Origin of the sequence: Helicobacter sp. 11S03491-1, assembly GCF_002272835.1 — a bacterium.
In the GTDB taxonomy this organism is placed as follows: Bacteria; Campylobacterota; Campylobacteria; order Campylobacterales; family Helicobacteraceae; genus Helicobacter_J.
Genome location: NZ_MLAO01000004.1, coordinates 1 through 25555 on the forward strand (window position 1 = coordinate 1; position 25555 = coordinate 25555).

Below are 25555 nucleotides of genomic sequence, written 5' to 3' on the forward strand. Positions count from 1 at the left end.
GACTATATTTTTATTCAAAATTTTTTTTGCTAGTGTTAACGGCTTGGAGGTTTTTTTAAGGGTAAAGGGGGAAAAATTCCCCCGCCCCTTATTTACCCCCCCCCCCAAAACAAAAAAGCCCACAATTTTTTTTTCACCCCCACATTGGCCCCCCCCCTTGAATTTTTGATTTTTGGGCCCATTGGGGAACAATTTTTTTCCCCCCCCCCCCCCCCCCCCGAGATGGAGCGCGATGAGTTTTTGTCCAAAATTACTGAGTTTTAGGAATTTTTCTTTACTATCGCTAAAGGGGATCTTTGGAAAATCCATTTTAAGAAAATCCAAATACTTCTCTCTGTAATCCTTGTGAAACAATATCGCATAAATATAACCCAATATCACTTCAGGGGTAAAATTCTCTCCATATTTTTCATCTATAAAAGCGCGAAAATCAGAGGTAAAATTCTCTATCCTCTCCTTACCATCAAAAGGATCGGATTCAAAACAAACATCATCTTCAAACAGATGTTTTTTGTTATTATTTAAATTTGAAAAAGCTTTATTTTTATCTTGTAAAAAATGCTCCATAACCTCTTTTCTGGGTCTGCCAATTTTAGAAAAATCATAATAAATTTTTCTTATATCAAACGGTCTATAGGCAATATCTTTAACTAAATCAGAATCAAATTCTTTATAAGATCCTCTTACTTGGGCTTCTAGAGTCCGGCTATTCAAACCAATAAAAACGGAATCCTTACTTGTTACAATCCCAACGCTTGAAAGTCTAAAAATATCCTTAACACTCCAACCTTTATTGTATTCTTCTCTCAATTGATTATTCTGAGGGATAAAAAGATAAAAAGGATCTTGGGGAACAAGGCTTTGCCAATGTATCGATCTCAAATGATTAGTCAGAAGAAAATCATATTTGCTTTTGCGATCTCCAAATAAATCATAATGATAAACCTCACATTTTAAACCATCGGTTTCTTTTTTGTGAGTTTTGACAAAAATACTGATAGACACCCCTTGTTGGATATCAAATACATTTTGATCTTTGCTGCCATCGGGAGATTTTTCTTTTTTCTTAGTGTTGCCATGAAGATCTAATAAATACATTTTGTTAAAACTGCTTAAAAGATGTTTTCTCATTGCTCTAAAAGTGGGATTATCTAAAAAGCTATGATTGGTAATGATGCCAATTATCCCATTTTCTTGGTTTTCAATTTTGCTCTCAGCAAAGCGAATAAATTTTACATAATCATCTTGAAGTGGTTTTGAATTTTTTTCTTTAATAGGTTTGCCATTTTTATCTTTTCCAAAATCATAATAAACAGAAATTCCTTCGTATGTATTCTTACTTGATCCGTTATAAGGAGGATTGCCTGTAATAATCAAAATATCTTCATTTTTATTAGACTGGGCTAAAGATGATTCTTTGGCTAATTCATATTCTTTATATTGAAGCTTTTCCAATTCAGCTTTATCAAAATTTACAAGAGTATTGGTAAGGAATATTTTAAGTCTTTCGTAATCTTCTTTCTCTTCTTTGTCAATAATTTTATTTTTTCCCACTTCATATCCAAATTCTTCTTTGAGTGTTTGAGAAAGCTTAAGATGAGCTACAGTATAAGGAGCTACTAAAAATTCAAAACCCATAAATCTATCAATCAATCTGGAGATATTATTAAGATCGGTAGAGTTTTTATCTATGTCGTTGAGCGCTTTTCTAAATGCTTCAAGCAAAAATGTGCCCGTTCCTGTGGCAAAATCCAAAAGCGTAATAGCAGAATCTTTTTTCAACGCATCGCTCAACCCATCAAGTTTGTTAAAATCATTTTTCAAAACATCATCAATAGCATTGATAATAAAATCAACTACCGCAGCAGGAGTATAATAAACGCCTTTTAATTTTCTAAGATCAGGATCATATTGTTTTAAAAAAGTTTCATAAAAATGCAAATAAGGATCTTTATGCAAGAAATTCCCAAAAATATCTTTTTGACTAATTTTATTCAACTCTTTGATAATAGAAACTATGTCAATATGATTGACAATACCAATAATTTCACCAAGCGCCCAACGAATATCTGCCAAATCATCAAGATTATCTAAAAATCCACTCATAGAACGAATCAGAGGAAAAGAATAAGGTATAAATTTCTTTACATTATACAAATCCATATTTTGTGAATCTTTATTATTGAGTTTTGCTAAAAAAAGACTAAAAGTAAGGGTTTGGGCAAAGCTATCACAAAATTCTTCAAATTCTAATTCCTTATAAAGAGATTCTTTAAAAGCATTATAAATATTTGATATATTATTATTTTTTTCTTTTTCTTTTAGTTTATCTCTAACGATTCGCGTTCTAACAGTCAAATGATTTGCAAATTCTATAGCTCTCACAATGGGTTTCAGAGGATAAGAAAAAAATAATTTAAATAATTCTTGCACATTTTTTGCATTTTCTTCCAAGGTTGGCACTATCAAAGATTTTTCAAGATTTTTACCTATCAAAGCAAGTTGTTTCAAATCACAGAGTCCAGCTTCCCTAACAATAGATGCATTACCTCTTTCATCGGGGCGTATCAAACAAAATCGCAAATAATCTGTCAATAAAATGTTTTTACTCAATATGAAGTATTTAGCTATTTGCTTACCGGTTGCTACGCGATCTAAATCAGCGCCTACTCGTTTATTCTCCACATACCCTAAACTCAATGAATTTTGTAAAATCCAAAAATCAGGTGCACCTGCTTTTTCCTCGCTTTTATCACGATTTGGTTCATGTTTAACCTCAACGCCATTAGGAGCAAAAGCCCTAAGTAGATTCTCTAAAGCCCTTCGTTTTTCGTATTCGCCGGATTGGGGTGAAATATCCCTGATATCCTCCAAATATTCTTTGATAGACTCTATCATTGCTTTACTTCAAAAGAGACCGGGCTTTGGCAACTACATTTTGAGGATAAAATCCATATTTTTCAAACAGCTCCTCTCCCTTGCCTGAACTTCCAAAACTATCCATGCCTATGACCTCATGAGCAAATCTATACCATTCAATCCCTCTTGAAGCCTCAATAGCAAGGACTTTTGTCTCTGCAAACAAAGAATGAATATAATCTCTATCCTGATCTATAAGCAAATCATAGCAAGGCACGCTCACAACCCTAACACCAACCCCTTGATTTTCTAAAATTTTTGCGCTCATCAATGCCAAAGATACTTCACTCCCGCTTGCTAAAAGTGTTATGCGTGGCATTGGAGAGTCTTTCAAAATATATCCCCCTTTTGAAACTTTTTCAGCGCTTATGGGGGATAAAACAGGGAGATTTTGTCTTGAAAGCACAAATGCGCAAGGGGCATTCAAGTCTAGGGCGACCTGCCAACAAGCGATATTTTCATAGGCATCTGCAGGGCGAAAGACATACAAATTAGGCATAGCCCTAAAATGGCTAAGTTGCTCAATAGGTTGGTGTGTCGCCCCATCTTCACCCACACCGATACTATCATGTGTCCAAATATAAAATACTTTTGTTTTCATAATCGAAGCTACACGAACACTCGCACACATATAATCGCTAAAAACAAAAAAGGTGGCACAAAAAGGCAGGAACAAACCATAATTAGCGATGCCATTGCTAATAGCGCCCATTGCATGTTCGCGAATTCCAAAATGGATATTCTTCCCATTTGGAAAATCCCCTGAAGCTTCTAAAAATGTATTATTAGAAGGTCCAAGATCGGCACTCCCGCCCAAAAATCCCCCCAAACTCTTTGAGATTGCATTGAGAATCTTCCCGTTACTCACTCTTGTAGCAACACTTTGAGATTGGGTGAAATCCGGATAAATAATTTGTTTAAAATCAGGGTGCTGCATATCAAAGATAAATTTTTCTATTTCACTCCCTGCTATTTTGTCATTCCAAAGTTTTTCTTCTAATGCCCCTCTTTGGGCTACATTTCTAAATCGCAATCCAACATCTTCAGGGATAACAAAACTTTGTGTCTCATCAAAGCCCAAAGCCTTTTTAGAAGCCCTAATAACTTCTTCTCCCAGAGGACTTCCATGCGACTTATGACTCCCTTCAAGACCTAGAGCATTCTTGGCAATGATAGTCTTAGCAATAATCAAAGTAGGTTTAGTAGAATTTTGTGCATCTAAGAAAGCATTATTGATAGAAATAAAATCATGCCCATTGCATTTCAAAACTCTCCAATTTTGGGACTCAAATCTCAGGGCAATATCTTCACTCATGGCTATTTGCGTGTTTCCTTCAATTGTAATGGCATTGCTATCATAAATCACAATCAAATCACTTAGTTTATGATGCCCTGCAATAGAAGCTGCTTCATACCCGATGCCTTCTTGTAAGTCTCCATCTCCACACAAACAATAGACTTTGTGATTGATAGTTTGTTTTCCTAGCAAATTTTGCCCATATTTTGCTCCCATAGCAAACCCCACTGCATTAGCCAACCCCTGACCTAGCGGACCTGTTGTGATCTCTACGCCATCAGTATGGTTAAATTCAGGATGTCCGGGCGTTTTGGAATCAAGTTTTCTAAATGCCTTTAAATCTTCCAGACTCACATCAAATCCCCATAAATGAAGCAAACTATAAACCAAAGCACTTGCATGCCCACCGCTAAAAACCAATCGATCTCGATTGATCCATTTTGGATTAGCAGGGTTTATCTTCAGATATAAGCCTAGCACAACAGCAACATCAGCCAATCCCATGGGAGCTCCGGGATGACCGCTATTTGCAGCTTGCACCATATCTGCACAAAGGAAACCAAGAGTATGAGACATTTTTTCAAGCATAACAATATCAGCAGGTTGTATGGATTGGGGATACATTTTTTCCTCTATATAAAATGAATTTTATGAGTGTAATTTTGCCTTGTAAAGTTTTAGTCTTCTATTAAATTTTATATTTTTTAAAAAATTAAACGCTGTCCAAATACAAATGTTTATATCATTTTGGAGTAAAAAATCTATTTGGAGTAGAAGTAAAAAATCTAAATTAATATAACAATAATTATTTTTATTTTATTAAAAAGGTTTATTTATATCAAAAGTTCAAAAATTAATCTTACTGATGGTTCCATAAGCATAGTCAATGAAAAAAATTGTAAGATTTACAAATTCATGATGACCGGGATCTTTCTAAAATATTGCCCGGATTTATGCTCAAAACTACTTCAAGTGCAGCTTATAGTTCCGGGAGTATTCGAGGTATTAGCAGCGCAGATTTTTATAACCCTTCATTTGTTGTGTATGTTGATGGCATTCCCCAAGATCCTGCCTTTATCACCCAAGAACTTCTCAATGTCAAACAAGTAGAATTATTAAGGGGTCCGCAAGGGACTATCCGGGGACAAAATGCACAAGGTGGGATTGGGATTTTATTTAAACAAAAAATTCAATCATCAAAAAATTCTTAGAGTCTCCATTTTTATTGAAATATTAATGATTTTGGATTTTATTTATCAAAGTTCTTATAAAAGCAGCACAAACAGTTTGATTGCTATTTTTCTCATCAGTGTTTTTCAAATTCGTATCTCTACATTCCTTTGGTATGTCTTATGCCAAGGGAAGTCAAGTGGGGTAGATTTTTCTATTCTCCGGTCCGCTGATAGTGTTTTTGGGATTTTTTCCCCTTATTGGGGTATTTTTGATTTCTTATGGAGGGTATAGTGTCTTTTTTGGTATTTGTTTATTTTTCTCATTTTTAGGATTTTTGGCTTTTATATTTACAAAAAATCAGTGAATATCCTCAAGTATTTTTTGAGCACTTTGAATATCCAGACTGATTTGAGTTTTGAGTTTAGAAAGGGAATCAAAATGTTTATTATCCCTGATTTTTTGAATAAATTCAATGGAAATAACTTTTTTATCCAAAATAATTTCTTTATTTAAAATATGACTCTCAATAGCAAAACTCCTGTCTGTACTCAAACGATTCCCCACAAAACAAACTGAAGGAAAAACTTTTGATTCAATATACGTAAAACCGGCATAAACCCCATTTCCGGGTAATACAAATGCATGTGTTTTGATATTGATAGTTGGATAGAGTTCTGTAGAACCAAGATTTTGCCCAAGAACTACTCTGCCCTCAAGCCTATAATTTCTTCCCAATAAGGTATTTGCAAGTCTTATATCACCAAAACTAACAAGTTCTTTGATGATACTTGAATGCAAAGGAATATTTTGGATCTTAATTTCAGGTACAATCACCACATCCCCATTAAAGAGACTTTTCAAATCATCTGCCCCATAATTTTTATCTTTACCAAAACGAAAATCATAACCAACTACTATTTTTTTGAGATGGGGAAGTTTTTTGCATAAAAATGCTACGAATTCTTTGCCACTCCAATGATATATATCTTTAAGAGGAAGCAAATAAGAAGCATGAGGGATCAAAGTTTCACGAAATTTTAAGGGGGTGAGACATTCTTGAGTATTCTTATCAATCACAAGAACACAACTTTTTTTATCCAAGCATTCAAAAAGCTTTTGATGAGCCACATGTACCCCATCAAATTTACCAATAGCAACAGAAGTAATATTAGGATTTTGCGATATAGAAAAAAAATTCTTCATTCCCTTCTTTTCCTTTTAAGGTGGATTCTCTCATATCATAAATCGCAAGATTTTTGCTTTGGAGTTCATTGGCAAATTCTTTTATTTTTGTTTTTATGGCTTCTTTGTCTTGGATCACCCCTTTTTTATTCCGTTTTACCCTTCTGCCAACTTCAAATTGAGGTTTAAATAACAAAATAAATTTATCACCCAAACGACATAAATAATCCAAAATTTTACTTAATGAAATAAAACTCACATCACACACTATTAAATCAAATTTTTTATCTGAAACAAACTCTCGAATATCGCATTGTTCAAACAGGCAAATTCTAGGGTCTTTTTTTAAATCAATATCCATTTGATTGTACCCTACATCTACGCATGTTACCTCTAAGGCTCCCTTATGCAAAAGCACTTGTGCAAACCCTCCTGTACTTGATCCAACATCTAAAATACTTTTATTTTCGCAAGAAATTTTTGTCTCTAAAAGATAGTTTAAGAGTTTTTGTCCTGCACGACTTACAAACATATTTTTTGAATTTATTTCAATCATATTATCCAAAGACTCTAAAATCTCAAAAGAAGTCTTGGTAATAATATTGCCATTTATACTTACTTTCCCTGTTCTGATTAACTCTTTTGCTTTTTCTCTGCTTTTACAATAAGCGTTTTGTGCCAAATAACTATCTAATCTCATCAATCAAACTCTCTTTAAAGTTGCATTGGAATAGCTTGATAAGCAAAATCAAAGGTGATCTTGCCCAAATTATAAACTTCCATAACAAGCTTTGCGCTACGGGAAGAAAGTGGATCTAACTTCTCAAAGGCAATTAAAAAACTTTTACTCCATTTGTTGGAGGGATGAAGAATTGCATCAAATTCATCTTTTTTGATTTCTCTACTCCAAATAGGAGGTTTATTAAATAATCTAAAACTGATAACACCATTTAAAAATATCCCTTGTTCTTCGCTAAAAATCTCAACAAAAAAATATTCCCTTCCTCCATAAATAACGTCATCAACCTCATTAAGATGAGTAGCTACTGCCACTACAACAGGTTTTTGATTGACAATAATCTCGCCCTTACGGCTTGCTTGAATCTTTTTTTCTACAATAATATCGGGCTTATAAGTATCAGCATAATAACTACTACACCCTAAAAAGATAAATATACTTAAAAAAAATACTCTTATTTCATGCATTAATGATCCAAAATTATTTATATACAAGAGTGTTTTATGCTTACTTGCGATAAAATCATAGCAAATTATCACAAAGATTGGAGTGAGTGATGAAACACTTGATACAAACTACTGATTTGAATACTCAAGAAATCAATCAGATTTTAAATCATGCAAAAAAATATCTACATAATGAAGTCTCCCATACTCTAAAAGGAAAAATGGCTGTTACAATATTTTTTGAAAATTCTACAAGAACTCTTAGCAGCTTTGAAATTGCACTCAAGAGATTAGGGGCAAGTGTCGTGAGACTTGATGTAAGCAAAAGCTCTACTTCAAAAGGTGAGTCTATTTCAGATACAGCAGCAAATCTCAATGCCATGAAACCTCATGCCATTATTATTCGACATAAAAATGCCGGAGCAGGAGATCATCTTGCCAAATATGTTTCTTGCCCGATTATCAATGGTGGAGATGGTGCCCATGCCCACCCTACGCAGGCTTTGCTTGATCTCTTTACAATGCAAAATTATTTTAAAGATTCCCTGGAAGGCAAAAGAATTGCCATTGTTGGAGATATCAAAAACTCAAGAGTTGCCAATAGCAATATTGAACTCCTCAGGCGCTATGGAATGCAAATTACACTTGTTGCCCCACCGCATTTTTTGCCTCAAACTGATCTTGATAGCACTTCTAATCTATCCTCTATAATTGACTCTATTGATGTGTTGATGAGCCTAAGAACACAGACAGAAAGGCATGATACTCAAACATATGGATCTCTTAAAGACTATGCTTATAATTTTTGTATCACTAAAGAACTCATTAAAAATAAAAATATCATTATATTACACCCCGGTCCTGTAAATAGAAATATAGATATTGAAGATGAAGTATTAAAAGATCCCAGATGTAAAGTTTTAGAACAAGTTACAAATGGAGTAGCTGTTAGAATGGCTGTTATGGAGCATTTTATACTTAACCAATAAAACCAAAAATACAAAAAATATAATAATATGCGTGTAAAAAATTCACAAAATAAAAAAACTGATCCGCCCCTTTTATAGCAAAAAGAGAAATATTATGTTACAATGAACTAAGATTTAAAGTTTGCTAAACCTACAAAATCCATTGCAAGATGTAAGAGTTTACCTCTAAATCAAATCTACATTTTTTGGGAGAGTAATTGTGAAAAAATCATACTTCAGTTTTATAACATTAGCTTTGCTTGGCATTGCATCGCTTCATGCTTTTGACTACAAAGTAAGCGGAAAAGCCGAATCTTTTTCAAAATTCGGTTTTAATAATACGCCTATAAATTCAATAAAAGGTAAATATCCCACAGAAAGTTTTGTAACGATGGTAGGCGCTTTACAAATTGACATGAATTTATTGCCCCAATCATTAACATCTCAAACACTCAAAACAGGAATTGGTGGTCTGGTAGGTGGTCTTGCTTTTGATTCCGGAAGAAACCTTATTGACCATGCTACCGGTGCCCCTTTTGGTTCTCCAATCTTCAATTACTTTGGCTATTATGCACAATATGAGGGCAATGCCCCATGGCAAACACCCAATTACAACATCGGGATGTCAAAAAATTCAAGAGATTATGTTATTTATAATGCCTATTTGGATTATGATTATGCAGGCATATTTGGTATTAAGGGAGGCCGCTATGAATCAGGTGCAGATTTTTATAGTGGTTTTACTCAAGGATTTGAAGTTTATACGAAATTTTCTGAATTCAAACTTTGGTGGTTTAGTTCTTATGGAAGGGCATTTGCCTATGATGAATGGCTTTATGATTTTTACGCTCCCAAAACCTACACAACCCCTAAGGGAAAAACTATCAATCTGGGTATCCATGCCTTCAAAGCTACTTGGGCTCATCATGGGGTTACTATAGCTCCATTTATTTATTTCTCACCCAAAACCTATACAGCCCCTAGTATTGAAGTTGGTTATGATAGTAATCCTGAATTTGACGGAAAAGAAGGTTTTCGATCTCAAACCACGGTTATTGCACTCTTTGTCAGTCATGATAAACGTGTCAGAAATGTGAATCGATATGGAAATCCGGCAGGTACCGGAGGACAAACACTTCTTATCAAACAAAGATTTGATATTGACAATTACAACATAGGTGGGGGGATTTACAAAAACTTCGGAAATGCCAATGCTGAAGTTGGAACTTATGGAAACCCCATGGGAATAGATTTTTGGACAGCAAGCGTTTATGATATTGGCGCATCTGTTAGCGATATGATAGGCGAAGATGCTTTGAGCGGGTGGATATATGGAGGTGGAGTACATGGAGACTTCATGTGGGGAGTGCTGGGAAGACTCACAACAAGCAAACGTAGCAATGAACAAAGTATTGCGATCAATGTTGCTTATAACTTTCCCTTCAATATTTCTGCAGGTCTTAAACTTGAATATTTTAATGACATTACAAAAACCGGATATAAAGTTGGAGATACCGGAAGAGTCCCGGGTCAACCGCAAGATATTTCAGACAGAAGTCATATGATGGCTTTTATCCGACATAGCTTCTAAAAGCTTAAGGCTAGTTTTTACCAACTAGTCTCAAATCTTCATTTACAAAATACTCACTTTCTTATTATTTATTTAATTATTTTAAATACTAAATTTTATTTTATGATTTATAGTTAAAAATATTTTTATTATAATTATTATTAAATTATCAATAAATCATGAAGAAATTATGGATATTTACTTATTTTGGACTAAAATCTCAGCTTCAATCAAAAGTCAAGGAGATTCCAATGCTGCACAAAAATCTAAAATTTCTATTTATATCCACACTCATGATAAATGGCGCTTATAGTTTCGATTATAAAGTAAGCGGGAGCGCTATTAATTTTTCAAAATTTGGTTTCAATAATAGTAGAGTAGATGTCAATAAAGGAGAATACCCCACAGAGAGTTTTGTCAATCTTACAGGAACCCTTCAAGTAGATGCCAAACTAGGCTCAGGCTTTAGCGCCGGGCTAGGTGGAGCAATAGGGGGACAAGTTTATGATTCTACAAAATTTGTTAAAGACACCAATGGGAATCTTGTTACTCCATATGGTTTAGGTTATGAATATATGGGAGAATGGAACGGTTGGTTTCCAAATTATTATACAAATGCTACAAGTCGTAACGCAAAAAACTATGTTATTTATAATGCTTATATAGACTATCAATATGAAGATATTTTTCATATTATTGTTGGGCGTTACAAATCGGATATGGATTGGTTTTATCAATACACAGAGGGGGCAAAAGCAACTCTTAAATTGGGAGATTTTAAATTTTATGCTTTTACTTCTTGGGGAAGAGGCATTGCAGATGGACAATGGCTTTATAATTTTTATCGCGAAAAATACTATGGTGTGCATGCCTTAGGAGTAACCTATAATCATAATGGTATCAGTGCCGAACCTTTCGTGTGGTTTTCTCCTCAAACTTTTAGCGCTCCGGGTGTTAAGCTTATCTATGATACAAATCCAAATTTTCAAGGGAGTGGTTTTAGATCTAAAACCACTTTTATTGGAATGTATGTCTATCAAGCTCAAAACAATAAATATGGTCGGTATGCTCCGGCCAGATATAACACTTGGGATCCCTATTTAGATGGGGGAAAATGGCGAGGCTTGCAAGGACCGGGTGGAGCAACTATTCTCATCAAACAACAATTTGATATTAATAATTATAATGCAGGCGGGGGTGTATATATCAATATTGGTAACCCCAATCAAAATATCGGAACTTTTGGAAATCCCATCGGCATCGAACAATGGACAACAAGTATTTATAATATTGGTTTTGCCGGTATCAACAATATTACTGCAGCCAATGCTGTTACAGTGTTTTTAAAAGGCGGGGGAAATTATGGAAAATTTAGTTGGGATCTTGTCGGCAGAGTAACTACTGCTCCAAGAGCCAATGAGCAAAGTTTGGCCCTGTATCTGGATTATCAATTTACACCTCATATCCAAGCAGGTCTCAAGCTTGAAGGATTCCAAGAAACTACAAAAGCAGGTTACAATCCCGGCGCCGGTCTTCTTAATACAGACGGAAGTGTGGCAAATCCAAACTTTGGACTCTCCAAAGCCAGATCGCAAGATAGAAGCCATGTTATGACACACATTAGCTACAGCTTTTAATATTTTTTCGTAATATATTTAAAAATATATTACGAAAATAAACATTTTCTATTCTCAAAAATACTTATTCTTGATTCTAAGCTGCTTTTTAATTTTTTCTAGATTTAATGGCATTGAACTAAAAGTTTATTTAGTTTACATTTTTTCTAGGAGAGTAATTATGAAAAAATTGGTAAAAATTCTACTCATAAGTGCAATTTGCAGTTTTCCTTTGTGTGCCTTTGACTATAATGTCAATGGGTCAGTTTCAAATACTTCTAAATTTGGGTTTAATAATGGCAAAATAAACACAACAGAAGGTAAATATCCAACCGACTCATTTTCGGTTGTTCTAGCATCACTGGGGATCAATCTCGATCTTGGCGCAGGCTTTAGCGCCGGACTTGCCGGAGCAGTTGGGGGAATCGTTTTTGATAATACCAGATTCCAAAAAACAACAACAGGAGATCCTTATGTCTCAGCCGGATTAGCATGGAATTATTTTGGTTATTGGGCCGGACCTGATTATCGTTCTGAAGCCTCTGCACGCACAGTTAAAGATTATGTCATTTATAATGGATTCATAGCTTATAAATATGACAAATATATTGAAGCAAAAATCGGAAGATTTAGCATTCCCGGAGATTGGTTTAATGGAATCATACAAGGAGCACAACTCCAATCTTGGGCAATTCCTTACACAAGACTTTGGGCTGCAACAACCAATAAACGTGCTTCTTATGGAGGTAAATGGCTTAAAGATTTTAAATATATCAACCAAAATATAGCTGTTGATAATGGGAGAGGATTTTATGTATATGCAGGAGGAGCTGATATTAATTATAAAAATTTCAATATCCAACCTTATCTTTATGCGCAAGATTCCAGATTTATCGCTCCAGGCTTTCATCTGGGTTATGATAGCAACCCTGATTTTAAATCTGAGGGTTTTCGTTCAAAAACTGAAGTGATATTTTTATATATGCGTTATGTAGGTCCTGCTTTAACAAAAACCACTATTTATAATAATTTTGATCAACTCATCGAACCTGATCCCAAAAAACTTGTTCTTGGAAAACAAGGAGAAAGTTTGATGATCAGACAACGTTTTGATATTGACAATTACAACTTTGGGTTTATTATTTATAAAAACTTTGGCAACCCCAATGAATTCTTAACTCCTTATGGAGACCCCACAGGATTTGATAACTATGAAAACTCAGTCTATGATAGTGGGGCTTGGAATAATATGTTTCGTAGAGAAGCTATTTCAGGATTATTATTTGCCGGAGGCAATTATACTCGTTTGAGTTGGGGAATGCTCACTCGTTTTACTCATAGTCCAAGGGCAGATGAGCAAACTTTTTCTGTAAGTCTTAATTATAAATTTCCTCTTAATATTGCTGCCGGAATCACACTTGAATATTACAACAACACTACTTTCAAAGGATATAGTTTAGGTTATGGCAGCGCAGTATATGGTACAAGCGTAAAGATGTTGGAAAAAACCATTTCTCAAGATAGAAGTTTTGCATCTACTTATATTTCTTATAGCTTTTAATATTTAATTGATATTGCTATAATTGCGTCTTTTAAAAAGTGCAACAAGAGGTATTTTATGAATATTAAACAAGCGTTGTTTTTGACTTGTGTTTTCTCTGAAACAATGCTTGGTTTGAATTATAATTTTTCTTCTGATATTATCAGCTATTCTAAGTTTGGCTTCAACCACTCTCTTGTCAATGAAGCCAAAGGACAATACCCCACAGATAGTTTTTCGGTTTTATATTCTAACTCAGATTTTCATATGAAATTTAATAATCATTTGGATGTTGGGATTGGGTTTGCTTTTGGCGGGTTAGTCTATGATTCTACCAAATATGATAAAGATATTAATGGTAAATATATAAACTCAAATGGACTTGCTTATAAATATTTTGGTTATTATGTGGGTTATGATGGAAAACAAAAAGCTTCGCCAACCAATACAAAAGATTATTTTTTGTCTAATTTATATCTTGGATATGATAATGAATTCTTCAGTTTCAAAATCGGACGTTTTCTTTTTCAAAATACTGATTGGCTCACCGGCAATCAAGAGGGAGCAGAAATTCATTTCAAAACTCATCATACAGATGTCTGGGGGGTCGTAACAGAAAAAAAGGCTTCACTAGGGGGTAAATGGCTTAAAGATTTCAGATTTCTCAATAGTTCTCCAATGCCCACATTCGCGGCAGGAATTAAAATCAACACCCAACACATAAGTATCAATCCCTATATACAATCCCAACTCAAACTTTATGTCATGCCTGCTATTAATTTTAGGTATAAAGCTACCTTTAGCCTATGGGGTATTCCTATTGACTCCCAAACAGATCTTTTAGCGCTCTATATTTATCATACACTTGCAGCACAACACCGACTTTCTGTTTATGATAATGGAAATACAATTGTTTTTGGACCTGTAAATATCCCTACTCTAAATGGTTATCAAGGTCGATTCGTGGGGAAAGGGGGAGAGAGTTTCTTGCTTAAACAAATTTTTAGAATTTCACAAAACAATCTCAAACACCATTTTGGATTTCAATTTTATAAAAATTTTGGTAATTCCAATGAGTTTGTTGGCGGATGGGGAAATCCCTTGGGAATAGATTTGAATGATAGCACGGTTTATGATAGAGGGACAGCCAATAATGCAATTTTTGCTGCGAATGCTTTTAATAATATTATATTTTACGGGCTTAAATACCAAAAATTCAATATTAATATCGTTAATCGCTATACTATAAGCCCTCGCAGCGATGAAGAAAGTTTATCTGTAAATATGGATTATCTTCTTCCCAATAAAGTTAGTTTGGGTATTAATCTTACCTACTTTGAGGATACAACCGGAAAAAACTATCAAGTCTATCATACATTTTTAAATCACAATATCCATGAAGACAGGAGTTATCTTTCTACTTATATTAAACATAGTTTTTGAAAATTTAATTTATTAAAATTTAGGATACTTTATGAATAAACCTTTGAAATATGCTTATTTATTGCTTGTGTTTATTTCATCTCTTTTTAGTTTTGATTTTCATATTAGCGGGGAAGCGAGCACATTTTCAAAATTTGGATTTGATACTCGAAAATACAATCCAAATAAAGGCATTTACCCTACAGAAAGCTATACAACCATAATGGGAGAACTCAATGCGCAACTCAATCTGGCAGAAGGATTAGATGTTGCAATAGGAGGCATGCTCAATGCTCTTGTATATGATTCTACTATTTGGCAAGGTGATGGTCCATTGGGAACAAACTATATTGGATATTGGGCAGGGCATAGTGGGCAAACCCTACAATCTCCAAAATTTTACATGATCCATAATGCTTATATTCATTATGAATATAAAGATATATTTGGAATCAAAGCAGGAAGGTATGAAACCACAGGTCTTGATTGGTTTAGTGCTTTTAATCAAGGAGTAGAATTTTATGCTAAATATAATGGTATAAAAATTTGGGGAATTTTTTCAGATGCGCGCGCATCTGCTTATAATGATTGGTTTTGGTCTTATGGGAGATACTATACAGAGGGGAAACCTTTATTTGCGGGAGGAATTAACTACTCTAAAAATGGACTAAGCATATCTCCTTATTTATACTATATTCCTAAAAGTCTTCAAGCGCCCGGATTTAATATTGCTTATGATACAAATCCGGATTTTCAAGGAAATGGTTTTAGATCCAAAACTACAATCATCGCCCTATTCCCCATATATAAAAATACGAATGCCAACTCAAGAGATACAACCGTATTTAGCCAACTACTTGGAAAAAATGCTCAAAGTATCTTTATCAAACAACATTTTGATATAAATCAATATAACTTTGGAATTATCTTTTATAAAAATTTTGGAAATGCTAATGGGAGGATTGGCATTTATGGAGATCCTATTACATATAATATATGGACAGGAAGTGTTTATGATAGCGGACCTTCCCTCTCAAATATGATTGGAAAAGATGCCCTCAGCGGATTTTTGTATTTTGGTTCTAAAATACAAAATCTTAAGTGGAAAATACTCGGAAGACTTACTGATAGTCCAAGAAGTGATGAGCAAAGTTTGGCGCTCTATTTAGCTTATACCTTTAACCCTCACTTAAATGCAGGGATCAAGTTAGAATATTTTAGAGATACAACACACAAAGGCTATGAAATTGGAAATGCCCCTGCCCTTCAAAAAGACAACACTTCAGACAGAAGCCATGCAATGGCGCATATCACTTATATATTTTAGCAATAAAAATACTAAAAATAAGATAATTTTAAAAATAATAGTATAATATTGCAATCTAAGTTATTGCATCAAAAGAAAAATAACTATTACGAGGAAATAAAATGCAAAAACCAAATATATTATTATTGGGCGCGGGTTATGGATGTCTAAGCTTTTTAAAAAATCTTCATGCAGAAGCTTTAGGACAAGCTCATTTTACATTAATTAACAACAATGATTACCATTACCATACAATTTTGTTGCATGAAGTTGCATCAGGATCTAAAAATCAAAGTGTCCAATACAAACTACAAGAAATCCTACCCAAAGAAATAGACCTTATCATTGATGAAGTAGTCAAAATAGAAGGGAATGAAGTCTTAACAAAAAAAGGGTGTTACAATTATGATTATCTTATCATTGGACTAGGTTTTGAATCTGACTCATTTGGAATTAAAGGAATAGAAGAATATTCTTTAAATATCACCTCTTTTAAAAGCGCTCAAAATATCAAAAACCATATTGATGATAAACTCCATGCATATCTCAAAACTCAAGATATTAATGATTTAAAATTTATTGTTTGTGGAGGTGGCTTCACAGGGATTGAATTTAGCGGTTCTCTAGCACAAGAACTTCATAAAAAAGCCAAATCTTTAAATATTGATCCAAATAAAATTGAAATTTCTTGCATTGAAGCTATGGCTCATATTTTACCGATGTTTGATCAAACCATTAGCGCTCATGCACGTCAAAAACTTGAGTCTTTGGGGGTAAAAGTATGGGAAAATTCTAAGATTTTAGAATGTTTTGAAGATGGAGTGATGATACAAAATGGAGAAGAAACTAAAAAAATTATTGCCAATACTATTGTTTGGAGTGCCGGTGTAAAAGGTAATCAGGTAATTGCAAATTCAAATTATTTCCAAAGTGGGCGCAATAAAATTAAAATTGATGCTTTTTTGCATCCCATACAAGAATTACCCAATAGAGACAAAATATTTGTACTGGGAGATTGTGGGGCATTAGAAGATCCAATAACTAAACGTTTCTACCCGCCAACTGCACAAATAGCTACAAGAGAAGGGGTTTATTTAAGTCAAATATTTAATACAACAATTTTAAACACCCATGCAACCCAAAATAATCATGACAAAAAACCTTTTGTATTCCAGGCAGGAGATAGCATTTGCTCCATAGGTAAGGGTTATGCGCTTGGTGTTGTAAAAGGTAAAAGTATTTTTGGTTTCAAAGCTTATCTCCTTAAACGTATGATAGAAAATATATGGAATCTAAAAATCAAAGGGTTGTCTAGTCTTTTTAAACAAGACTAAGCCCAATTATATAAAATTTATATAAAAATTTATTAGAATATAAAATATTTTATATTCTAATAATAATTATAATTATGAAAATTTTAAAATTGTTTCAAAAAGAAAAGATATAAAATTTTAAACTATACATTTATTGACTTGCAGAGTCAAATGGTGCTAGTGTATTAAAAAGTAAAAATTTTCTATAAGGAGTTTCATAATGAAAGAAGTTGTAATAGTGGCAGCAAAAAGATCGGCTATCGGAAGTTTTGGAGGAGGATTGAAAGATGTTAATGCCATCAATCTGGCCTCACAAGTTCTCAAAGGCACCCTCAAAGACATTCAACTATCTCCTGATCAAGTAGATGAAGTAATTTTAGGACAAGTTCTTCAGGCCGGCAATGGTCAAAATACAGCCAGACAAGTAACTATTCAATCACAACTTAATATAACTACCCCTGCTTATACAATCAATAAAGTTTGTGGATCCGGTCTCAAAGCAGTAAGTCTTGCTTATGAATCTATTGTGTTAGGAAATAATGATTTAGTAATTGCCGGAGGAGTTGAAAACATGAGTCAATCTCCCTATCTCCTCAAAAAAGCAAGATTTGGTTACAAAATGGGAAATTCAGAGCTTATAGATTCGATGATTATTGATGGTCTTTGGTGTGCAATCAATAATTACCACATGGGACAAACAGCTGAAAATTTATGTACAAAATATCACATCAGCAGAGAAGAACAAGATCAATTTGCGCTCCAATCTCAAAAAAAAGCTTCAAAAGCAAGACAATCAGGAAGATTTAAAGATGAAATTATTCCTATTGAAATTCCTGATAAAAAGGGTATGAAAATTTTTGATAGTGATGAATTTATCAGAGAAGATAGCACATTGGAATCTCTACAAAAACTTAAGCCTGCCTTTATCAAAGACGGAAGCGTAACTGCCGGCAACTCTTCAGGAATTAATGATGGAGCTGCAATACTTATTTTATGCAGCAAAGAAAAAGCAAAAGAACTCAATTTGAAACCTTTAGTCAGTATAGAAAGTTTTGGAGTAAGTGGAGTTGATCCAAGTATAATGGGGATTGGACCTGTTGAAGCCACTAGAAAGGCGCTTCAAAAAGCTAAATTAAGTCTTGATCAAATGGATCTCATTGAGGCAAATGAAGCTTTTGGAGCTCAAAGCATTGCCGTAGATAGAGAATTAAAATTTAATCCCGACAAACTTAATGTCAATGGGGGGGCTATTGCATTAGGACATCCTATAGGCGCAAGTGGGGCTAGAATCTTAGTAACTCTTATCCACGAAATGCTTAAACGTAAATCCACTTATGGACTTGCCACTCTTTGTATCGGTGGAGGACAAGGTATTGCAAATATTGTCAAAGCCTGTTAAAACAGTGCAATTATAAGGATTAAAATGATTTCAAGAATCTCATCTTTCATGACTATGGTTGTCAATAGATTTTTGCCGGATCCTTTAATTTTTGCCATATTGCTTACAATTTTAGTATTTGGATTGGGAGTTTTTTTCACACCCAGCACCCCATTAGATATGATAAAGATGTGGGGAGATGGTTTTTGGAATTTATTGGCATTTGGTATGCAGATGGCTCTTGTTCTTGTAGCAGGTAGCGCATTAGCAAGCGCTCCTTTAATTAAAGGTTTTTTGAAATCCATATCTATGATTGCTAAAACACCCACACAAGGAGTGATGTTAGTAACTTTTGTAGCCTCTATTGCTTGCTCTATCAATTGGGGATTTGGATTGGTTGTAGGAGCAATGTTTGCCAAAGAAGTGGCAAAAAATGTCAAAGGATCTCATTATCCCCTTTTGATTGCAAGTGCTTATATAGGATTCCTCACATGGGGAGGAGGACTTTCCGGATCTATTCCATTAATGGCAGCTACCCCAGGAAACCCTATTGAAAATACTTTGGGGCTTATCTCACTAAAAGATACTATTTTTAGCCACTACAATATTTTTGTAATCACAGCTTTAATTATTATTATGCCTTTTGCAACCCGTCTCATGTCCCCCAAAAATCCAAAAGATGCCCATTGTATCAATCCCTCTCTCATCACAGAAGAATCAAACTTCCAAAAGGAAGTCTCCCCTAATGACCCTCCTGCCTTAAGACTGGAGGAAAGTAAAATCTTAAATTTTATCATTGTCATTATAGGTTTTATTTATCTTGTTTCTTATCTTTATTCTACTCATTTTAATATTACAATTAATACAGTAAATATGATTTTGATTTTGGCTGGTTTATTTCTTCACAAAACGCCTATGGCTTATATGCGTGCAATTTCATATGCAACAAAAAGTTGTGCAAGTATTTTAATTCAATTTCCGTTTTATGCTTCAATCCAACTAATGATAGAACATTCCGGACTTGGACTGATGATTACACAATTCTTTATTGAAGTATCAAACAAGCATACTTTTGCTATCATGACTTTTTTTAGCTCAGCTTTAGTGAATTTCGCTGTACCTTCAGGAGGAGGGCATTGGATTATTCAAGCTCCTTTTGTAATGCCTGCTGCCCAAACAATTGGAGCAGATTTAGGAAAAGCAGTGATGGCAATATCTTATGGGGAACAATGGATGAATATGGCACAACCATTTTGGGCATTACCGGCACTTGCTATTGCCGGGCTTGGTGTCAGAGATATTATGGGTTATTGCATTACCGCCCTACTGATTTCTTGTCCAATTTTTATCATTGGACTTATCTTATAAATTAAGGAGTAAAAATGAAACAAATTTATATCCAAAGGAATAAACAATGAGTAAAGTAGTTCATTCTCTAACAGATGCATTACAAACACTAAAAGATGGTGATACACTTTTAGTTGGTGGTTTTGGGCTATGTGGCATACCTGAGAAATGTATTGAAGAAATCAAACGTAAAAATGTCAAAAATCTTACAATTGTAAGTAATAATTGTGGGATTGATGATTGCGGATTAGGTATTTTATTAGCAAACAGACAAATTAAAAAGATTGTTGCTTCTTATGTGGGTGAAAATAAAACTTTTGAACAACAATTCCTTAATGGTGAAATTGAAGTCATACTCACCCCTCAAGGCACATTGGCTGAACAATTAAGAGCAGGTGGGGCCGGAATACCGGCATTTTATACCCCTGCCGGTGTAGGCACACTTGTAGCCCAAGGTAAAGAAACCAGAGAATTTAATGGCAAAAAATATCTACTTGAGCATGCAATTACAGGTGATTTTGGAATTATCAAAGCACAAAAAGCAGATACTTATGGCAATCTCATATTCAACAAAACAGCTAGAAATTTCAATCCCTTGTGTGCAGCTGCCGGAAAAATCACTATTGCTGAAGTTGAAGAAATTGTAGAAGTTGGAGAACTTCAACCCGATGAAATTCATTTACCCGGAATTTATGTGCAATACATTTATCAAGGGAAAAATTATGAAAAAAGAATTGAAAAAATCACCACAAGGGAGTCCTAAAAATGTCAAGTAGAGAACTTATTATTAACCGTGCTGCAAAAGAAGTTAAAAGCAATATGAATATCAATCTTGGGATAGGAATGCCAACTCTTGTGGCAAATAATTTGCCCAAAGGCGTGGAAAACGTTATGTTTCAATCAGAAAACGGTTTATTAGGTATTGGACCTTATCCGTTACAAAATCAAGTGGATCCTGATCTTATCAATGCCGGAAAAGAAACAGTTACTTTTCAAAAAGGCGCAAGTTTCTTTGATAGCGCCCAATCTTTTGCAATGATTCGTGGAGGACATATTGATCTAGCAATTTTAGGGGGTATGGAAGTCTCTCAAAGTGGAGATTTAGCAAATTGGATGATACCCAAAAAGCTTGTCAAAGGGATGGGTGGAGCTATGGATCTCGTTCATGGAGCCAAAAAAGTCATTGTTATTATGGATCATGCTAATAAAAATGGAGAAAGTAAGGTAAAATCTAAATGCGATCTCCCCTTAACAGGTGTGGGGGTCGTTAATCTTTTAATTACCGATCTTGGAGTTTTTGATTTTGTTGGAGGCAAAATGAGGTTGATTGAGCTTCAACCCGGAGTTACTCTGGAAGAGTTAAAGGCGAAAACTTTAGCTTCTTTTGAAATACATCTTTAAACAAAGGATTTAAAATGGTAAAAAATAAAATAACAATTATTACCGGAGCAGCAAGTGGTATTGGATTGCAAATTGCACAAGCTTATCTCAAAGAAGGGGCTAAAGTAGTCCTTTCTGATATCAATGAAGAAGGACTCAATCAAGCAGTGCAAAATGAAAAAAATAAAGGAGGAGATTGCATTGGAATTAAATGTGATGTTACAAAAGAAGAGGATATTAAAAATCTTATTTCTCAAGCTCATTCCCATTATGGAAGAATAGATATTCTGATTAACAATGCAGGTCTCCAACATGTGGCTAATATTGAAGATTTTCCTACAGATAAATTTGAATTTATGATCAAAGTAATGCTTACAGCAGCTTTTATTTCCACAAAATATGTATTCCCGATTATGAAAAAACAAAAATTTGGAAGAATTATCAATATGGCTTCTATTAATGGTATTATTGGTTTTGCAGGAAAATCTGCTTACAATAGTGCCAAACATGGACTTATCGGACTCACAAAAGTAACAGCCCTTGAAGGCGCACTACATGGGATTACTGTAAATGCAATTTGTCCCGGTTATGTTGATACCCCGCTTGTGCGTGGTCAAATGGAAGATTTAGGAAAAACAAGAGGCGTAAGTGGCCAAAAAGCTCTTGAAGAAGTTCTTTTCCCGCTTATTCCTCAAAAAACGCTTGTTGATATTCATGATATTGCTTATCTTGCCTTATTCTTAAGCTCTGAGCATGCCAAAAATATTACAGGTCAAAATATGGTTATTGATGGAGGCTATACAGTTCAATAAAAAATTATTTTAAAGGATAGGGAAATGTTAGGGATTCTTTTAGGACTTATTATTATTATGGGATTAGCATATTTGGGATGGTCTATTATTTGGGTTGCCCCAATTGCTGCAGGTGTTGTTGCCCTAACCGGTGGGCTTGATTTGCTCTCAAGTTATACAGGGCCATATATGAGTGGTTTTGTTGGATTTGCAAAAAGTTGGTTTCCGGTCTTTATGCTTGGAGCGATTTTTGGAAAATTAATGGAATCTACAAAAATGGCAAACTCTGTAGCCTTGATGATAAGCAAAATTGTAGGAAAAAAACAAGCTATATTGGGCATATGGCTTGCAGCTGCTATCCTCACTTATGGTGGAGTAAGTCTTTTTGTTGTTGTATTTACAATCTATCCATTAGCGCTATCTCTTTTTAGAGAAGCAAATATTCCCAGAAGGCTTATTCCGGGTTGTATTGCATTGGGCGCTTTTACTTTTACGATGGTAGCCCTTCCCGGAAGCCCACAAATTCAAAATCTTATTCCTATGAAGTATTTTCATACTACCCCAACAGCAGCCCCTGTAATGGGTATTATCGCTGCTATTATTATGGCAGTTGGAGGACATTTTTACTTAATTTATAGAGAAAAACGATTAAGAGCAAGGGGAGAAGTTTTTGATGAACCTCAAATCAAAGCAAAACTAACAAATGAAACAGAGGAAAAAGCACCTCATTTTGTTTTTTCTATCCTGCCCTTAATAGCTGTTGTTTTAGCACTTAATCTCGCTAAAATACCTATTGTTCCTTCATTGCTTTTGGGTATTATTTTAATTATGATTTTAAGCTTCAAAAATTTTAAACATTTTATTGGTTCTATCAATGATGGGGCTAACAGTTCTTTGATTGCTATTATCAATACAAGTGCGGCTGTTGGATTTGGAAGTGTAATCAAAATAGTGCCCGGCTTTGAAACACTCACTCATTTATTAATGGGCATCAAAGGAAGTCCATTAATATCAGAAGCAATTGCAATCAATATTCTGGCAGGAGCTACCGGATCGGCAAGTGGAGGGATGGGCATAGCCTTAGAAGCATTAGGAGATAAATACTATCAAATTGCAGAGCAACAGCATTTAAGTTTGGAACTTTTTCACAGAGTGGCCTCCATTTCTTCAGGAGGATTAGATGTTTTACCTCATAATGGAGCAGTTTTAACACTTTTGGCTGTTACAAGCATGACACATAAAAAAAGTTATTTAGATATTGCGGTAGTGGCTATTGTATTGCCTATTATTGCCCTAATAGTTGTGATATTTTTAAGCTCATTGGGCTTCCAATAAAATTTTAATAAAATCTCTCTTTTTGGAGAGATTTTTATTTTTACTCCAAGAGCTATTTAATTCCACAATATATTGAAATTTTATAAGTATAAATTTCTTTTAGTATTTTTTGATTTTATACCCCACGTAATTTTTTGATTGCCTTTTTCAAGCTATCTAAAAGATATTCAACATCTTCCAGAGAATGCGTATAATGCAGGCTAATACGTAACCATCCGGGTTTTAGCTTAAGCGCTTCAAAACTAGAATCTTCCATTCCAAGCAAATCATGTCCGTAAGGTCCCGCACAACTACACCCTGCACGAGTTTCTATATGATAAATATTGCTCAGGATATAGGCTAAATCATAAGGAGAAATACCCCCTACATTTAAGGAAACAATACCAATTCTATGGGCTTTAAGATTTCCATAAATTTTAAGCGCAGGGATTGAAGAAAGCCCATGCAGAAGACTCTGAGTTAAAATATTTTCTCTGCGTCTGATAGCTTCTAAAGAATATTCATCCCGTAGCATATAAGCCAAAGCACAACGATACATCTGCAATAATCCCGGAGTACCTGCTTCTTCGCGGATTTCTATGTCATCAAAATATTCTTGAGATTCTCTATTGGCATATTTGATAACACCCCCGCCTGCAAAGCTTGGAGAAATATCTGTTGGTATCCATTGTTTTCTCATAGCAAGTACACCATTAGTACCCACCCCACCTAATAATTTATGGGGAGAAAGAAAACAAGCATCATATAAATTCGAATCTATATTCGTATGGGCCGAAGAGCTTGCCATATCAAAAGCACAAAAAGCATTATATTTTTTTGATAAAGCTGAGATTTCTTCATAAGGAGAAAAGATTCCCGTAACATTTGAAGCCAGATTAAATGAATTGATTTTAAAATCTGTTTTCTTAAGAGACTTTAAAGAGTTTTCCAAAGATTTTAAATCAAACAATCCCTCTGAACTCAAAGGCAATCTAGTAACCTCACAAAGTCCCTCACGCCAGCTAATTTCATTAGAATGATGTTCATAAGGACCTATCAGTACTTTTGGAAAATTTAAATCTTTAAGTTTTTTGGTAAGGATATTTTTTGTCTTTGAAGGGATATATATCCCTAAAATTTCTTGAAATTTTTTAATCGCTCCAGTAGCGCCATAACCTGCGCATAAAAGCACAAAATCATCACTCAAACCCAAACTTTTTTTGAGTGCTTTTTTACTTCTTTCATAAACCCCACCCATTAATTGAGCATGACTGGAAGCATCCGAATGTGTATTTGCATAATAAGGCAAAAGTTTTTTGATACGTTTTTCTACAAGGGTATGCGCTAAGCCTGAAGCTGTCCAATCAAAATACCTTGTATCTTTTTTAAGAATAACCCCCTCTCTAACTTGGGCAAGTTTATCCTCATTTGGATCAAGCAATGGATCAAAAAGATTATCCAGAATTTTATTTTTATCTAACATACATAGCCTTTTTTATCATTCTAGATAAGACTATTCCATTTTAATTTCGCCCCTCCAAGAATATGAAAATGCAAATGCGGGACTTCTTGACCTCCATCACTACCAACATTGGTAATCAAACGATAGCCTTTGTCTTTAATGCCAAGTTCTTCAACTGCTTCTAAAATAAAATCACTCATTTCCGCCATGAGATCCGGGGTGATCTCATTAAAATCCTTGATATGTTTTTTGGGTATAGCAAGAACATGAATAGGAGCTTTTGGAGCAATATCATGAAAGGCTAAAAATTTGGAATTCTCTAAAACCTTTTTGCATGGTATCTCACCTGCAACAATTTTTTCAAATAGATTCAAATTATCTCCTTCTGAAAA

Annotated in this window: 22 protein-coding genes; 15 read left to right on the forward strand and 7 right to left on the reverse strand. The window is 34.4% G+C overall.

Annotation, left to right across the window (positions count from 1 at the left end; all coding sequences use genetic code 11):
* Positions 1-2898 (reverse strand): type ISP restriction/modification enzyme (locus BKH45_RS03245; RefSeq protein ID WP_095274046.1); only part of this gene is annotated, 2898 nt, incomplete at its 3' end.
* A gap of 4 nt (positions 2899-2902) precedes the next feature.
* Positions 2903-4840, reverse strand: a complete 1938-nt coding sequence (tkt, locus tag BKH45_RS03250) for a transketolase (protein ID WP_095274047.1) — start codon at positions 4838-4840, stop codon at positions 2903-2905.
* Between the two features lie 317 nt (positions 4841-5157).
* Here tkt and BKH45_RS03255 point away from each other — a divergent pair, with 317 nt between their 5' ends.
* Together BKH45_RS03255 and BKH45_RS03260 are read left to right on the forward strand one after the other, a co-directional pair.
* A complete protein-coding gene (locus BKH45_RS03255) occupies positions 5158-5427 on the forward strand; it encodes a TonB-dependent receptor plug domain-containing protein (protein WP_143428373.1) in 270 nt (89 codons plus the stop codon).
* Positions 5381-5680, forward strand: a complete 300-nt coding sequence (locus BKH45_RS03260; RefSeq protein WP_095274049.1) for a hypothetical protein — start codon at positions 5381-5383, stop codon at positions 5678-5680. The genes BKH45_RS03255 and BKH45_RS03260 overlap by 47 nt, the downstream gene beginning before the upstream one ends.
* Before the next feature lie 66 nt (positions 5681-5746).
* Here BKH45_RS03260 and BKH45_RS03265 read toward each other — a convergent pair whose 3' ends face one another.
* The 3 genes from BKH45_RS03265 to BKH45_RS03275 are packed head-to-tail and all read right to left on the reverse strand — an operon-like array spanning position 5747 to position 7777.
* Entirely contained in the window at positions 5747-6592 is an 846-nt protein-coding gene (locus BKH45_RS03265) for a bifunctional riboflavin kinase/FAD synthetase (protein ID WP_095274050.1), read from the reverse strand.
* Positions 6558-7271 carry a TlyA family RNA methyltransferase gene (locus BKH45_RS03270; RefSeq protein WP_095274051.1) on the reverse strand — a complete coding sequence of 238 codons (714 nt, stop codon included), beginning with the start codon at positions 7269-7271 and terminating at the stop codon, positions 6558-6560. Before BKH45_RS03270 ends, BKH45_RS03265 begins: the two co-directional genes overlap by 35 nt.
* 14 nt (positions 7272-7285) lie before the next feature.
* Complete coding sequence (locus BKH45_RS03275; RefSeq protein WP_095274052.1) at positions 7286-7777, reverse strand: hypothetical protein; 492 nt, start codon at positions 7775-7777, stop codon at positions 7286-7288.
* 89 nt (positions 7778-7866) lie between these two features.
* Here BKH45_RS03275 and BKH45_RS03280 point away from each other — a divergent pair, with 89 nt between their 5' ends.
* The 13 genes from BKH45_RS03280 to BKH45_RS03340 all read left to right on the forward strand — a co-directional run bounded on the left by BKH45_RS03280 (position 7867) and on the right by BKH45_RS03340 (position 23722).
* Positions 7867-8745: an aspartate carbamoyltransferase catalytic subunit gene (locus BKH45_RS03280; protein WP_095274053.1), complete on the forward strand. Its 879-nt coding sequence runs from the start codon at positions 7867-7869 to the stop codon at positions 8743-8745.
* Positions 8746-8944: 199 nt separating this feature from the next.
* Positions 8945-10315: an outer membrane family protein gene (locus tag BKH45_RS03285; RefSeq protein WP_180675608.1), complete on the forward strand. Its 1371-nt coding sequence runs from the start codon at positions 8945-8947 to the stop codon at positions 10313-10315.
* Positions 10316-10545: 230 nt separating this feature from the next.
* Positions 10546-11931: an outer membrane family protein gene (locus tag BKH45_RS03290; protein WP_257874490.1), complete on the forward strand. Its 1386-nt coding sequence runs from the start codon at positions 10546-10548 to the stop codon at positions 11929-11931.
* A 160-nt stretch (positions 11932-12091) separates the two neighbouring features.
* Positions 12092-13471 (forward strand): outer membrane family protein, encoded by a 1380-nt coding sequence (locus BKH45_RS03295; protein WP_095274055.1) that lies wholly within the window; start codon positions 12092-12094, stop codon positions 13469-13471.
* 57 nt (positions 13472-13528) lie between these two features.
* Complete coding sequence (locus BKH45_RS03300) at positions 13529-14893, forward strand: outer membrane family protein (RefSeq protein ID WP_095274056.1); 1365 nt, start codon at positions 13529-13531, stop codon at positions 14891-14893.
* A 31-nt stretch (positions 14894-14924) separates the two neighbouring features.
* Positions 14925-16199, forward strand: a complete 1275-nt coding sequence (locus tag BKH45_RS03305; RefSeq protein ID WP_095274057.1) for an outer membrane family protein — start codon at positions 14925-14927, stop codon at positions 16197-16199.
* Between the two features lie 101 nt (positions 16200-16300).
* On the forward strand, positions 16301-17512 hold the full coding sequence (locus tag BKH45_RS03310) for an NAD(P)/FAD-dependent oxidoreductase (RefSeq protein ID WP_095274058.1): 1212 nt from the start codon (positions 16301-16303) through the stop codon (positions 17510-17512).
* Between the two features lie 199 nt (positions 17513-17711).
* The gene (locus BKH45_RS03315; protein ID WP_095274059.1) at positions 17712-18890 is read left to right on the forward strand and encodes an acetyl-CoA C-acetyltransferase; all 1179 of its coding nucleotides are present in this window, start codon (positions 17712-17714) and stop codon (positions 18888-18890) included.
* A gap of 24 nt (positions 18891-18914) precedes the next feature.
* Positions 18915-20237, forward strand: coding sequence for a TIGR00366 family protein (locus tag BKH45_RS03320; RefSeq protein WP_095274060.1), 1323 nt, complete (start codon positions 18915-18917; stop codon positions 20235-20237).
* A 46-nt stretch (positions 20238-20283) separates the two neighbouring features.
* The gene (locus tag BKH45_RS03325) at positions 20284-20979 is read left to right on the forward strand and encodes a CoA transferase subunit A (RefSeq protein WP_095274061.1); all 696 of its coding nucleotides are present in this window, start codon (positions 20284-20286) and stop codon (positions 20977-20979) included.
* Between the two features lie 2 nt (positions 20980-20981).
* Positions 20982-21617 (forward strand): 3-oxoacid CoA-transferase subunit B, encoded by a 636-nt coding sequence (locus BKH45_RS03330; protein WP_095274062.1) that lies wholly within the window; start codon positions 20982-20984, stop codon positions 21615-21617.
* A gap of 14 nt (positions 21618-21631) precedes the next feature.
* The gene (locus BKH45_RS03335; protein ID WP_095274063.1) at positions 21632-22408 is read left to right on the forward strand and encodes a 3-hydroxybutyrate dehydrogenase; all 777 of its coding nucleotides are present in this window, start codon (positions 21632-21634) and stop codon (positions 22406-22408) included.
* A gap of 24 nt (positions 22409-22432) precedes the next feature.
* Positions 22433-23722 carry a GntP family permease gene (locus BKH45_RS03340; RefSeq protein WP_095274064.1) on the forward strand — a complete coding sequence of 430 codons (1290 nt, stop codon included), beginning with the start codon at positions 22433-22435 and terminating at the stop codon, positions 23720-23722.
* A gap of 115 nt (positions 23723-23837) precedes the next feature.
* Here the strand turns inward: BKH45_RS03340 and BKH45_RS03345 are convergent, their stop codons facing one another.
* A complete protein-coding gene (locus BKH45_RS03345) occupies positions 23838-25184 on the reverse strand; it encodes an aminotransferase class V-fold PLP-dependent enzyme (protein WP_095274065.1) in 1347 nt (448 codons plus the stop codon).
* A 20-nt stretch (positions 25185-25204) separates the two neighbouring features.
* Entirely contained in the window at positions 25205-25537 is a 333-nt protein-coding gene (locus BKH45_RS03350) for a histidine triad nucleotide-binding protein (RefSeq protein ID WP_095274066.1), read from the reverse strand.
* Positions 25538-25555: the final 18 nt, after the last annotated feature.